Below are 12,958 nucleotides of genomic sequence, written 5' to 3'. Positions count from 1 at the left end.
CAGATCACTCCTTTATTTTTCCGTCCTGTAAGTTGATGATCCTGTCTGACATTGCAGCAAGATCGTGATTATGTGTTATCATAACAACTGTCATTTCACTTCTCAGGGACCTTAGAAGCGAAATGATCATCTCTCCTGTTTCTTTATCCAGTGCCCCCGTAGGTTCATCCGCAAGGAGTATCTTGGGTCCCATTACCAGTGCCCTGGCGATTGCAACTCTTTGTTGTTCTCCGCCGCTAAGCTCGGATGGCTTATGGTCATGCCTGTGAGAAAGGTTCACTCTCTCAAGAGCCTCTTTGATCCTGTTTTGTTCCTTCTCTCCTGCAAAAACAAGAGGCAATGCAACGTTCTCGTATGCTGTGAGGGACTGGATCAGGTGGAATTGCTGAAAAACAAAACCAACCGTCTTTCGCCTGTGATCTACCAGTTCTTTCTGAGATTTGCGGGTAACATCCACTCCATCGATCAGTATGCTGCCACCGGTAGGCCTGTCAAGCATGCCTATCAGGTTCATAAGTGTGGTTTTTCCTGATCCGGACTGTCCCATTACAGACACAAATTCTCCACTCTTGATGTCCATGTCAATATTGTGCAATACTTCGACATCACTGGAACCGATCCTATAGCTCTTTTTGAGCCCCTTTACCTGAATACTTCCGTCAGACACTTCTCAACACCTCTGCAGGATCTATTTTCAGTGCACGTTTTGCAGGTAGGATGGATGCAACAAGTCCTACCGCTACAGATATTCCTGTAACCAGGGGAAGCAGCACCCACATAGGGGATGGTTCCGCAAAATTCAATAACGGAGCAATTGAGTAGGATAGCAGAGTTCCGGAACTAAAACCAATACCGCCCCCGATCATCCCGATCACTGCTCCTTCAATGAAAAGCATTGTTATGACCTGGCGGTCATTTGCCCCAATGGCACGCATGATCCCTATCTCCCTGATCTTCTCGTTTACGGATGCAAGCATGGTCGAAGCGACAGTAAGTGTGCTTACAAGCAGTGTTATAAATGAAACAGCCATTGCGGAAGTCCGGGTATGTTCGATCATAGCCATCTCGCTTTGCACGATCTGGCTCATCGCCCTTGCCTCCACGCCCGGCAGTATTTCTTCTATCTGACGGCTCATTTCTGAAACAGGGCAGTCATTACATAGGGCACGGATCTCGATACTGCTGACTTTGCCTTCCTTGTCAAAAAGTTTTTGCGAAAGCAAAAGTGGCATTACAATGTAGCCATCTTCTTCCCCGCCTGTACTCTCAATAATGCCTTTTACTTCAAGGTCCATAATGATGCCATTTTTTTCAAGTACGAGTGTCGATCCGGTAGTAAGTCCAAGCGGAGTTGCGATATCCTTTCCCAGTAGAACTTGCATACCTTCGGGGTCAGAAAGCCATTCCCCGTTTATGTTCCACCATGATTTGAGTATCTTCTCTTGCTCCAGATCCACTCCCATCACAATGATATTTCCCTCTCCTGATTCTGCAACACCATAAAGTCGCGGTGCCACTACGGCAAGATTGGCATTGTTCTCAATATCGTATATTCTGGTAATCTCGGATTGTTCAATATAATTTTCACCAGTTGATATCGATCCCATGGATGTTGATCCGGCTATCAGGGGAATTGATTCGGTTTGAGGTCTTACTATAATATTTGCACCAAAGTTGGCTGATTCCTCATAAAGACTGTCAGTTGCAGCGGAAAATGTCGTAACAACAGCTACAATAGCAGATGTGGCAACGATCACACCCAGTATGGCTATTGCAAGTTTGTTCTTCCGTCTGAAAATATCTTTCAGGACTACAGAATATAAACGCATAAAGGCGTAAGTAAATAAAAACTACATCAATACATCTCATGAGGCAAATATGTCCTCTAGCAAAAGCAGGCTTGCTTTTTTAAGAATCTTGTATCGGTCTTAAGCAATTGTATTCAAATAAAATACTGCAAACATTGCAAATTATTTCACATGCAGCCATTTATCCTCCATTTTTGTGCTAAAGATAAACCACCATAAGAAAGTATTTATCTGGTTGCAATACATTTATGTCATTGGTCATTGAGGGAATGAAATGAACAAATATGAGAAATTCACAAAACTGGAAAACAAGAGTTACTCGGATGTGACACGCTTCCTGAAACAGACAACTCATCTTACTGCACGTGAATGGATCATTGCCCGTTTATGCGCAGACTTCAAGAATCTCTCAAACCGTTCCGAAATGACCTGGATCGGTCAGAACCTGCCGGATCTGGTCCCATTCGTAGATGAACCGTACACTAGACAGGAAGTCTCTAATGCCCATGCTGCTTTCAAGCATAAGGTCCAGCGCAGTGGAACAACTTTCTTCTATGCCTATTATGCCGGACTTATCAGCAAAGAGGAAATGATCCTGATCATCCATAAGATCGTGGCAGATCTCCAAAAACTGATCGAGACCGAGAATGGGGAAGTGTCCGATGAGCATATGACCGATGTGCAAATGCTGGTGGCAGAAGCGTTACATAGGATCAATGAATCTCTTGACCTGGATTGATAGGATGTCCTCTATTCTTTGGAGATTGGTTTATCCCTTTAAATAATAGCTCTTACTCAAACCCATTAGTATTTATGCTATGAATCTCTCTATGTTCTTCGTTACAACCGCTCCCATCAGACTTAGTTTCATTGATTTCTGATCAATTCCTCATCGATGGGAGCACTTCCTTTTTAAATTACAAATTTTATAAGTTTTACATATTTTTCAAATCAAAAAATATCTGTCACTAATTAATAGGTTGAAGATGGTGATTCTGTTCGAAGGTCTATGGCTCTACAAATAACAAATTATCTATTTAACTAACACAAGTTACTCAAAAACATTAATATTTATACTATAATGCATTTCTATGTGTAGTTCTATGTGTTGTCTTCCAACCGCTCCCATCAGACTTCCTTTAGTTCTGATTTCCAAACCCATTTTCATCACCGATGGGAGCAACTCCTTTCTTGAAGGCAATTCTCTTTTTTATGCACTTATAAAGACCTGGGCGTAAAAAAGACGACAATGTATTTATCGAGAGACCCTTTTTACTATATCGATACAATGAGTTTCAGAGATTTTATCGATCATCTAAGGGCAAGCGACAGGCTTGTTGAGGTCACAGATCCTGTTTCGAAGGTCTTCGAAGCACCAAGACTTGCAAAGAAGAGCAATGGGCCGATACTTTTTCATGACATTGACGGGCAGAAATCGATCATGAACCTTCTTGGTTCAAGGGACGAGCTTGCTGACATGTTCGGTGTGCCAAAGGATGGTATCATCCAGAGGCTTTCTGAAGTTCGTCCGGATGGGGAAGTTAAGATCGTCGACTCATCCCCGACACAGGAGGTCATAACTGATGAGGTTGACCTTACAAAACTGCCTCTTATGACACATTTTGAAAAGGACGGCGGACCTTACATCACTGCAGGTGTTGTTGTTTCTGAGTACGACGGGATGATGAATGCATCTATCCACAGGCTCATGGTCGTTGGAAAGGACAAACTGGCTGCACGCCTTGTTCCTCCGCGTCATAGCTTTGTCCTGCACAAGAAGGCATGCGAGAACAACGAACCGCTGCCAGTGGCAATAGTACTTGGTGCAGATCCTGTCATTACTTTTGCGTCCACCACCCGTGTGCCTGCCGGAAAGGAATTCGAATATGCAGCAGCTCTTCGCGGTGCTCCTGTGGAACTGTTCGAATGTGAGAACGGCGTCAAAGTGCCACATGCAGAGATAATACTCGAAGGCTACGTCGATCCTGTGGAAAGAGTGGATGAAGGTCCTTTCGTGGACATTACAGGAACATACGACCTTGTGCGCAAGGAGCCGGTGATCCACATCACAAAGATCATGCACAGGCGTGACCCTATCTATCACGGCATCCTGCCTGCAGGGCCGGAACACCTTCTCATGATGGGCGTGCCTTACGAGCCAAAGATCTACAATGCTGTTTCAGAAGTAACTACTGTAAAGAACGTCGTGCTCACCGAAGGTGGCTGCTGCTACCTGCATGCTGTTGTGCAGATCGAGAAGCAGACCGAAGGTGATGCCAAAAATGCTATTATGGCGGCATTTGCAGCGCACACAAGTCTCAAGCATGTTGTAATTGTGGACGAGGATATTGACATCTTCGATATGCAGGATGTGGAATTTGCCATTGCGACACGCGTGAAAGGGGATTCTGATATGATGATCATCCCGAACGTTCGCGGCAGTTCACTTGACCCGAGAGGTGCACCTGACGGTACGACCACCAAGGTCGGTATCGATGCCACTAAAGTGCTTGCAGAAAAAGAGAACTTTGAACGTGCCAAGATGCCTGAATAAATCTTAAACTAAGCGGAAAATAACATGCATCTTACAAAAGAAGAAGAGAGGACCCTGAACGGCGAGGACGGGGAAACCCTGCAGAAAGCAATGGAGATCCTCGTCGCACTTGGTGACATCTATGGTGCGGACACTTTGATCCCTGTCAAGAGCGCACAGATAGCAGGAGTTTCCTACAAGACCATAGGGGATGCAGGACTTGAATGGATCTCTGACCTCAATGGCAAGGTGAAAGTACCTTCCATCCTGAATCCGGCGGGCATGGACATGCAGCGCTGGAAGGATATGGGCATCGAGCCGGATTTTGCCGAGAAGCAGGTAGAGGTCATCAAGGCATACGAGAGCCTTGGTATCCGTTCTATGTGCACATGCACTCCATATTATCTTGAGGGCTTTTCAGCTACTTATGGTGACCATTTGGCATGGAGTGAATCATCTGCTGTTTCCTATGCAAATTCAGTGATAGGAGCACGCACAAACCGTGAAGGCGGTCCTTCCGCACTTTCAGCGGCACTTGTGGGCAAGACTGCGAACTATGGATATCATCTTGATGAGAATCGTGTTCCTACAGTTTCCGTGACCGTGGAATGTGAACTATCAGGTTCTGATTACGGTGCACTGGGATATCTTGCAGGAAAATATGTGGGTAACAGGGTTCCTATTTTCTACATGGCCTCAACCCCTACATCTGACAACCTTAAAGCACTGGGTGCAGCAATGGCAGCATCAGGGGCAGTCGCATTGTATCACGTTGAGGACATAACTCCTGAAGCACAAAAGGTAAGTTTTGCAAACCCCGAAGATAGGATCATTATCGAACGCAGCCAGATAGATGAGGTCTACGAAGAAGTCATCGGAGGTACTGATGATCTGGAGTGCGATATTGCGGCAGTTGGCTGCCCGCATTGTTCAGCAGATGAGCTGGAGAATATTGCCCGGCTTCTGGAAGGAAAAGGAATTGACAAGGAACTGTGGGTATGTACTTCAAGGGAAGTTGCCGAGAAGAACGCTGAACTTGTTAAGCAGATCGAGCAGAGTGGGGCAAAAGTGCTCTGCGACACATGTATGGTCGTGTCTCCTGCTACGGAAGGTCATAATTGTATGATGGTGAACTCAGGAAAAGCACTTGCATATGTTCCTGGAATGTGCAAGGTTGCCGCAAAGATCGGCAGTCTTGAAGAATGTATCAAAAAGGTAGGTGGTGACAATTAAGATCAAATGTCGTACTATCGCAAGGGGTGTTGCAGAAGGTGAAGTCCTCCTATCGACCGATGCACTCTCATTTTTAGGCAATGTGGATCCAAAGACCGGCGTGGTTGTTGACCCTTCTCATGCCATTTACGGGCAGTGCATCAAGGATAAGATCCTGGTGTTCCCTCATGGGAAAGGCTCTACTGTTGGTTCCTATGTTATTTACCAGCTGAAAAAGAACAATGTTGCTCCGGCAGGCATGATCAACATCGATTCCGAGCCCATAGTGGCAGTTGGTGCCATTATTTCGGATATCCCTCTGGTTGACAGACTTGAAGAGGACCCTTACGAGGTTCTTTCTGATGGCGATCATGTAAAGGTCGACAGCAGCAACGGATATATCGAGATCCCTGAAAAATGAGATCATTAGTGTGACATAATGGCAAAGAAAGACTCTAATTCCGGACATCTGGACGATCAGCAAATAGAAGCTTTGGTCATGAACCTCTATGGTGATGTCCATCCTTTTTTTAAGGTATATGAAGTTGGATATGTTGATGGGGACATATACTTCTATGGCGTTCCAACCACGGATAAGCAAACCATTACCCATAGCTTATGGGGCAAGTTTGGAGCAAAAGGATATCGCTTTGCTCTGGTGTCCGAGCTTGGTGAGGATGTGCTGATCGCATCTCCTATTCATGAAGTTCCCGAACGTATCTGGGTCAATGTGGTGCTGGCAATAGCTACTGTATTTACAACCATGTTCGCCGGTGCAGCAATGTTCGGTGTGGATATATTCAGCGAACCTTCAGGTTTCATAAAAGGCCTGCCTTTTACCCTCGCAATAATGTTCGTGTTGGGGTCTCATGAGATGGGGCACTACATGGCTGCAAAGATGCATGGTATGCGAACCTCACTTCCGTATTTCATTCCTTTTCCCACTTTTATCGGAACCATGGGTGCCGTTATAAAGCACAGAGGTATCATCCCTAACCGCAGAGCATTGTTCGATGTAGCAGTTGCAGGTCCGCTTGTAGGTATTGTGGCATCTGTGATCGTGACCTTCATAGGTCTTTCACTGCCGCCGGTGGAGTTTCCTTCTGATCCCGGGATGATCATGATCGATATTCAGACTCCGATACTTTTTGATGCGATAACCCGGGTCATGGGCAGTACTTCAGAAATGATGCATCCGGTTGCATTTGCAGGATGGGTGGGTATGCTGGTAACTGTGCTTAACCTGTTACCATCAGGACAGCTTGATGGTGGTCATATCATGCGCGCCATGCTGGGTGAGCGTGCCAGGAAAGTATCTCTCATGATGCCGATGGTATTGGGCGCTCTTGCATTGTATGTGATCTTCGTTCTTGAGCAAAATGGAGGTATCTGGTTGTTCTGGTCATTCTTCCTTCTGCTCTTTGCAATGGCTGGTCATCCAAAACCCTTAAATGATGAAATAATACTTGACAACAAAAGGATGGCACTTGGAGTTCTCACTTTTATACTGGGGATCCTGTGTTTCACATTGGTGCCGTTAACTCTAGTTATGAATTGAGGTGAGATGTATGGATATTTGTTTTAGGTGGATGCAGAAGAACACTTACAGCCTTGCATCACTTTTACCTCTTGTTCCAGGGAACATGGTTGTGAAACAACCTCATGATGGCATCATGATATACAGCTTTGCCACAAAACAGAAAGAAGATATCTTTGCAGAGGTCGACGATTCTTCCACCGATTCCATTTACATTGCAGGAGGTCCTCATCCATCTGGTTCTGTGGAGGATACCCTTGAGCATTTCGATTATGTTGTTATCGGTGAAGGAGAGGAAACGCTTCCGGAACTTGTAAGGACACTTCTCAGCGGAAATAGTCCTTCTGATGTAAAGGGGATCGCATATCGGAAGAACGGTAACGTGGTGTATACTGAAAAACGTGAACCTGTTAACCTTGATGCTTATCCATGTTTTGACCCGGAAGGCATACGTGCTCCTATCGAGATCAGCAGGGGATGCCCCTGGAAATGCAAATACTGCCAGACGCCCCGTTTATTTGGCAACCGAATGAGGCATAGGAGTATTGATTCCATATTGAAGTTCGCAAAACACTACAGTGACCTGCGTTTTACTTCATCGAATGCTTTTGCTTATGGAGGTGATGGAGTCCATCCGCGTTTTGATAAGGTGGAGAAACTTCTGTCACAGCTACATTCAATGGAAGATAAAAATATATATTTCGGTACCTTTCCCTCTGAGATCCGACCGGAATTCACAACTCATGAAGGTCTGGACCTGATAGACAAATACTGCACCAACAGAACGATCAGCATGGGTGCACAATCCGGAAGTGACAGGATATTGAAAGAAATGCTCCGCGGTCATACTTCCGATGATGTCACGGTTGCAATTGAACGCTGCTTTGAGCATGAAATAATCCCGATCGTGGATTTCATCTTTGGTTTCCCGGATGAGCGTGAAGAGGATCAGCAAAGCACACTTGAACAGATCAAATGGATATGCCGCAAAGGTGGAAAAGTAAGGGCACATTACCTGACCCCGCTGCCATCAACTCCTTATGAGAACATAGTTCCGTCGCCCATCAGTGACCCGGTTCACAAGGTCTTGGGAAGAATGGCAAGGGACGGCAAGCTCAACGGCAACTGGGATAAATGAAGTTATTCAGTCATCAACGGATGCTCGTGAAAGTTCGAGTTCGTCCTTGTAATATACGTAAACTTCGATCTCTTCGCCTTTGGAAAAAGAACGCATCTTCCTGTCATAGATCGATTTTACGTGGCGAAGCCCGTTCTTTTTGAAGTGATCCCTGACCTTCCCGAGGAACCTTATCTGCTGGCGAAGGTATGCTTCCTCATAAGCCTTTGTGTCTGCAGCTATTTTTTCAGCTTCACTGTCCGATATTTCGGAGTGGTAGCACCCGTGCTCGTTAAGTCCGGATATCTGTCTCCAGTCAAGGTTTCCTTCATCATCCGTTTCCCTGTGGAGCATGTAAGGGTAAAGCCGACAGATGGTGAGCCTTCTGTCATACATGGTACATCTTTTGTTCTCAAGCATGACACAACTTCCATCCTCCTTTGTTCTTAGTGCATAACCTGAAACATAGAATCGCCCGTTCTGGTCGCAGAACTCGTAATAAGGTGCAGGTTTGATAAGGTTTGGATCAATGCTTTTAATGAACTCTGTATCTTTGTCGAGCAGGAACACATGGTCGTTGAACTCTTTGGTACAGCACTTGGCACACATGTCGCATTCAAACCCCACTTCCTTGATGATGTCGATCAGTTTCTCATCAGGATATGCAAGCATTTCCTCAAGTTCCTTCTTTGTATCCTCGATCTGTTCGTCTATAGAATTAACTTCCATCACCTTTTATCGTTCTTTATGCGATATCCTGTTTCAACATTAAGATACCCGATATTAAGATACTTTGCCAATAAAATACTATCTCAACTTCAAAGCCTGACTTCAGTTTATCTCTTTTTCATCCTTCCTTCTTTATATCTATCCGGGAGTCAGTATGATGCTATATTGGTCCCGGGGTTGGGGACTGGCCATGTTCAATCCTGTTTGCTCTTGAAATGATCTGCGATCTTCTCAGCAAGTCCTCTGCTGATACCTTCCACTTCCGCAAGTTCCTCTATAGAAGCGCGCCCAATCTTATCGATGGACCCGAAATTGTTCAGAAGGGCTTTCTTTCTGGATGAGCCGATTCCTGGTATTGAATCCAGTTCAGAATGGGACAACCTTGCAGTACGTCTTCTTCGATGTGAAGAGACTGCAAAGCGATGTGATTCATCCCTCACCTGCATGAGCATCCTGAGCGCATCGGATGTATGTGGAAGTATGACAACCTCGTCCTGTCCTTCCTTCGGGACGATGATATGCTCGAACCGTTTTGCCAGACCGACCAGGGGAATGTCAAGTCCCAGTTCCTTAAGTGATCCCATTGCAGCACCGACCTGTCCCGGGCCACCGTCGATGAGTATCAGGTCAGGCATTTTGTTATCCTCAGTTTTCTGTTTTTTGTACCGGCGCTTGACCACTTCTGCCATCATGGCAAAGTCATCGATGCCTTTTACGGTCTTGATATTGAAATGCCTGTACTTGTCCTTTGCAGGCATTCCGTTGTTGAAAACCACGAGTGATCCTACGGCATCAGTCCCTGATATGTTGGAGATGTCAAAGCCCTCTATTTGTACCGGCAGGGTAGGGAGTGAGAGCTCATCACGAAGTTGTACCAGTGCCTGTAGTGCAGTCTCCTGGTCACTTTTCTTTATATGCGATTGTTCCATTGTCATGACCGCATTCCTTGCAGCCATGTCAAGTAGCTTTTTCTTATCTCCTCTTGCAGGCACCTGTATGCTGACACTTCTGGATGCTTTTTCAGACAGCCATTTTGTGATAAGTTCCTTTTCAGGTATCTGGTACTGCACAAGGATCTCCGGAGGAACCGGTGCATCCTGATAATATTGCTTGATGAACTCCGCGACAATTTTGGTGATATCTCCTGCTGCATCTCCCCATGAAAGTGAAAAATCGGCCTTGCCTACCATGTTCCCGTCACGGATATAGAATATCTGCACGAAAATTGTTTCCTCATCGGCTGCCGTGGCTATGAGGTCACTGTCATCGTTCCCTGCTGTGGCTGTTTGCTGCTCGGACAGGCTTTTGAGGGCTGCGATCTGGTCACGCACCGCAGCAGCAGCTTCGAACTCCTGTGCTTTTGCATGCTCCTGCATTTTTTCCTGTAGGGAACTGATGATTCCTGCGGTGTCACCTTTGAAGAACTTCACAGCTTCCATGACGTTCTTACGATATTCTTCTTTGGAAATGGAACCGTTGCAGGGCGCGTAACAGCGGTCGATGTGATAATTGAGGCATGGTCGTGTTCTCTTCCCGTCGACCTTCCGGTTGCAACTTTTGATCCTGAATACCTGCGATATCATGTCAAGTGTACGGCGTACAGGCTTGACGTTGGTATAGGGTCCGAAATAAAGGGCTCCGTCCATGAGCCTCTTGCGTGTTATGAATATTCTCGGGAACTTCTTATTGACCGTGACCTTCACGTAAGGATATCGTTTGTCATCCTTCAGGTCGATGTTGTAATGGGGCCTGTTCTTCTTTACAAGATTTGCCTCAAGTATCAGTGCCCCTACCTCAGAATCCGTAACAATGTAGTCGATGTCCTCGATCTTCCTGACCATTGCCTTGGTCTTTGAAGAATGGTTCTTTCCGGACTGGAAGTATTGGCTGACCCTCTTCTTCAGGGATTTTGCCTTTCCTATGTAAATAATGTTGTCGGAGCCATCTTTCATCAGGTAGACGCCCGGCAGGTCAGGGATATTGGATATGTCCGGCTTCATTATATTCTGTCATCCTCTTTATATTGAAGGAAAAGAACGACGCTTTGTCTCATTTTCCGAGGGTCTTCTCGAATGTCCTTTCGCTGAACTGCGTGTATGTTTTATTGATGATAGTTTCCAGGTTGACGATATCTTCCCGGTTGTATTCAAGAAGAAGGTCCAGCGATTCCTCATTTCCGCGCTCGTACTCGTGCCAGAGCCGGACTGCATCGAACCCGGTAATGTCGACCGTATCATCAGTTCTCTGTATCCCCAGCTTTTTCTCGATGGCCTTAAGCCCTCCCGTGAGTCCAATGCGACGCAGAGGGTACATAAGGTCCACATGGAGCTGGTTGAAATTTATTTCCGGGAATTCGTGCTTGATGAACGGCAGGTCGAAGCGTGCCCCGTTGAAGGATACCAGAAGCTCGTATTTTTCCAGCTCTTCTACGATGTCATCAAGGTCAATTCCTTTGACATACGTTTTTGCATCTTTCCCGTCGTAGATCCCTACAACAGTAATGCAGGAACTATTAGCAGAGAGGCCGGTGGTCTCAATATCTACATAAGCGACAGAATCCGAGAAATGCTCAAATGCTCTCCAGTGTTCTGCACCCGGGAGGCAGTTGGCGAAGTATTCGAAATCTCTCATTGCAAGGTGATCTTTGGATTCGATAATCCCTTTTTCGATCCTTTCTTTCCTCGTTGCAGGTATTGAAATGCAGTCCTGGTGTTCCAGGTATTCGTCCCACTGGCAGTGCCCGCTCTCCCATATCCGTTTTTCAATTGTTTTCCCTATGCCGGGAATATGTATGTAGGTGCTTGTAAGCATGTTTTTTTGCCCCTCTGGACTTTTCAGCTATACTTCTATTTAATGATGGTGCGTTATGATATGTTGGATGATATGTTGTTAATGTAAGGTATTTGGAAGCCTTTAAGGCACATCAATACGCATTTTATATATATTATCAACATGTAAATCATATTTATAATTTTAATAGATCAAGACAACAGGGGCTATCATGCGCGCAGATATAACATCACTGTTTGGATTAAATGTGTATACGAATCAGGGTACGTATGTGGGAAAAGTGAACGATCTCGTTTTTGATGTGGATGAGAGGGTCGTTTCAGGCCTTGCTCTTTCAGACATCAACCGTGATATCTTTGATGTTGCGACCAGGGGGGTCATCCTTCCATATAGATGGGTTGTAACTACCGGGGACATTGTCCTCATACGTGATATCGTTAAAAGGTTCAAGAAACCTGCAAAAGAGGAAGAAAAAGAAGACTGATCCTTCTCATGAAACAGCGGGAGATCTATTCAGATCTGCGCTGCATTGCTCCTGTGATCATACGCGTTGATGGCAGGACGTTCAAAAATACGCTTTCACGGCTTGGTTGCGAAAAGCCGTATGATGAAAGGTTTGCATCTGCTATGGCGGATTCTCTGGAACTTTTCTTCAAAAAAAGCGGAATGAATGCAGCGCTAGCATATACTTTTTCTGACGAGGCGAGCATTCTTTTCTTTGACCTGCCCTTTGATGGCCGGGTCGAGAAACTTGATTCTGTGGTCGCCAGCTACCTTAGCAGTGCTTTTACTATTAAGATGGGTCTCGATGAGCCTGTGTCCTTTGATTCAAGGATCATCCCTATCGAAAAAGGTCAGGTTCCTGAGTATCTGGTCTGGCGCCAGAACGAGGCCTGGAGGAACTGTGTAAGTTCATATGGATATTACACGCTGCGTTCAGAGGGCCTGAGCGAAAAGGAAGCTGCAGCTGCTATCAAGGGTAAGAAGGCTCAGGATATACATGAGATGTTGTTCCAGCGTGGAATAAACCTTGATAAGGTTCCATCATGGCAAAAAAGGGGTGTTGTAATACACAAGACCGAGTATCATAAGACCGGTTTTGACCCCGTGAAAAATGAAAGGACCCGGAGCAAAAGGTCTAAAGTGGTCCAGGATTGGGATATTCCCATGTTCTCATCCGATGATGGGACTGATTTTTTGAAAAAATATATTATGGGTCACTGATGTACAGT

Annotated in this window: 13 protein-coding genes; 8 read left to right on the top strand and 5 right to left on the bottom strand. The window is 45.6% G+C overall.

All coding sequences use genetic code 11. The features are described 5' to 3' along the window. Positions 1–4 precede the first annotated feature (4 nt). Positions 5–667: an ABC transporter ATP-binding protein gene (locus tag J7W08_RS08780; protein ID WP_233084126.1), complete on the bottom strand. Its 663-nt coding sequence runs from the start codon at positions 665–667 to the stop codon at positions 5–7. Beyond that, entirely contained in the window at positions 660–1,829 is a 1,170-nt protein-coding gene (locus tag J7W08_RS08775) for an ABC transporter permease (RefSeq protein ID WP_233084125.1), read from the bottom strand. The genes J7W08_RS08780 and J7W08_RS08775 overlap by 8 nt, the downstream gene beginning before the upstream one ends. 253 nt (positions 1,830–2,082) lie before the next feature. On the opposite strand from J7W08_RS08775, the gene J7W08_RS08770 reads away from it, so the two are divergent. The 6 genes from J7W08_RS08770 (at position 2,083) to J7W08_RS08745 (ending at position 8,228) form a co-directional block, all read left to right on the top strand. Beyond that, a complete protein-coding gene (locus tag J7W08_RS08770) occupies positions 2,083–2,547 on the top strand; it encodes a DUF5806 family protein (RefSeq protein ID WP_233084124.1) in 465 nt (154 codons plus the stop codon). A gap of 549 nt (positions 2,548–3,096) precedes the next feature. Further along, complete coding sequence (locus J7W08_RS08765) at positions 3,097–4,362, top strand: anhydromevalonate phosphate decarboxylase (protein WP_233084123.1); 1,266 nt, start codon at positions 3,097–3,099, stop codon at positions 4,360–4,362. A 24-nt stretch (positions 4,363–4,386) separates the two neighbouring features. After that, on the top strand, positions 4,387–5,574 hold the full coding sequence (locus tag J7W08_RS08760; protein ID WP_233084122.1) for a phosphomevalonate dehydratase large subunit: 1,188 nt from the start codon (positions 4,387–4,389) through the stop codon (positions 5,572–5,574). Then, positions 5,561–5,974 carry a phosphomevalonate dehydratase small subunit gene (locus J7W08_RS08755; protein ID WP_233084121.1) on the top strand — a complete coding sequence of 138 codons (414 nt, stop codon included), beginning with the start codon at positions 5,561–5,563 and terminating at the stop codon, positions 5,972–5,974. The genes J7W08_RS08760 and J7W08_RS08755 overlap by 14 nt, the downstream gene beginning before the upstream one ends. A gap of 18 nt (positions 5,975–5,992) precedes the next feature. Continuing rightward, positions 5,993–7,111, top strand: coding sequence for a site-2 protease family protein (locus J7W08_RS08750; RefSeq protein ID WP_233084120.1), 1,119 nt, complete (start codon positions 5,993–5,995; stop codon positions 7,109–7,111). A gap of 10 nt (positions 7,112–7,121) precedes the next feature. Beyond that, positions 7,122–8,228, top strand: a complete 1,107-nt coding sequence (locus tag J7W08_RS08745) for a TIGR04013 family B12-binding domain/radical SAM domain-containing protein (protein WP_233084119.1) — start codon at positions 7,122–7,124, stop codon at positions 8,226–8,228. Positions 8,229–8,234: 6 nt separating this feature from the next. Here J7W08_RS08745 and J7W08_RS08740 read toward each other — a convergent pair whose 3' ends face one another. The 3 genes from J7W08_RS08740 to J7W08_RS08730 form a co-directional block, all read right to left on the bottom strand. Next, positions 8,235–8,936 (bottom strand): YkgJ family cysteine cluster protein, encoded by a 702-nt coding sequence (locus J7W08_RS08740; protein WP_233084118.1) that lies wholly within the window; start codon positions 8,934–8,936, stop codon positions 8,235–8,237. A gap of 194 nt (positions 8,937–9,130) precedes the next feature. Next, a complete protein-coding gene (gene uvrC, locus J7W08_RS08735; RefSeq protein ID WP_233084117.1) occupies positions 9,131–10,936 on the bottom strand; it encodes an excinuclease ABC subunit UvrC in 1,806 nt (601 codons plus the stop codon). A 49-nt stretch (positions 10,937–10,985) separates the two neighbouring features. Continuing rightward, positions 10,986–11,747 (bottom strand): ribonuclease H-like domain-containing protein, encoded by a 762-nt coding sequence (locus J7W08_RS08730; protein ID WP_048195597.1) that lies wholly within the window; start codon positions 11,745–11,747, stop codon positions 10,986–10,988. Between the two features lie 190 nt (positions 11,748–11,937). Here J7W08_RS08730 and J7W08_RS08725 point away from each other — a divergent pair, with 190 nt between their 5' ends. Beyond that, on the top strand, positions 11,938–12,210 hold the full coding sequence (locus tag J7W08_RS08725) for a PRC-barrel domain-containing protein (protein WP_048195595.1): 273 nt from the start codon (positions 11,938–11,940) through the stop codon (positions 12,208–12,210). Positions 12,211–12,218: 8 nt separating this feature from the next. Continuing rightward, positions 12,219–12,950 (top strand): tRNA(His) guanylyltransferase Thg1 family protein, encoded by a 732-nt coding sequence (locus tag J7W08_RS08720; RefSeq protein ID WP_233084116.1) that lies wholly within the window; start codon positions 12,219–12,221, stop codon positions 12,948–12,950. Positions 12,951–12,958: the final 8 nt, after the last annotated feature.

The organism is Methanococcoides orientis, from assembly GCF_021184045.1.
GTDB classification, from domain to species: Archaea; Halobacteriota; Methanosarcinia; order Methanosarcinales; family Methanosarcinaceae; genus Methanococcoides; species Methanococcoides orientis.
The sequence above is the reverse complement of the archived record's forward strand: the minus strand, read 5'-3'. Positions and strand labels throughout refer to the sequence as shown.

Coding starts and splice junctions, on each gene's coding strand:
- J7W08_RS08775 (WP_233084125.1), bottom strand. CDS start 1,829: ATGCGTTTATATTCTGTAGTCCTGAAAGATATTTTCAGACGGAAGAAC.
- J7W08_RS08770 (WP_233084124.1), top strand. CDS start 2,083: ATGAACAAATATGAGAAATTCACAAAACTGGAAAACAAGAGTTACTCG.
- J7W08_RS08765 (WP_233084123.1), top strand. CDS start 3,097: ATGAGTTTCAGAGATTTTATCGATCATCTAAGGGCAAGCGACAGGCTT.
- J7W08_RS08760 (WP_233084122.1), top strand. CDS start 4,387: ATGCATCTTACAAAAGAAGAAGAGAGGACCCTGAACGGCGAGGACGGG.
- J7W08_RS08750 (WP_233084120.1), top strand. CDS start 5,993: ATGGCAAAGAAAGACTCTAATTCCGGACATCTGGACGATCAGCAAATA.
- J7W08_RS08745 (WP_233084119.1), top strand. CDS start 7,122: ATGGATATTTGTTTTAGGTGGATGCAGAAGAACACTTACAGCCTTGCA.
- J7W08_RS08740 (WP_233084118.1), bottom strand. CDS start 8,936: ATGGAAGTTAATTCTATAGACGAACAGATCGAGGATACAAAGAAGGAA.
- uvrC (WP_233084117.1), bottom strand. CDS start 10,936: ATGAAGCCGGACATATCCAATATCCCTGACCTGCCGGGCGTCTACCTG.
- J7W08_RS08730 (WP_048195597.1), bottom strand. CDS start 11,747: ATGCTTACAAGCACCTACATACATATTCCCGGCATAGGGAAAACAATT.
- J7W08_RS08725 (WP_048195595.1), top strand. CDS start 11,938: ATGCGCGCAGATATAACATCACTGTTTGGATTAAATGTGTATACGAAT.
- J7W08_RS08720 (WP_233084116.1), top strand. CDS start 12,219: ATGAAACAGCGGGAGATCTATTCAGATCTGCGCTGCATTGCTCCTGTG.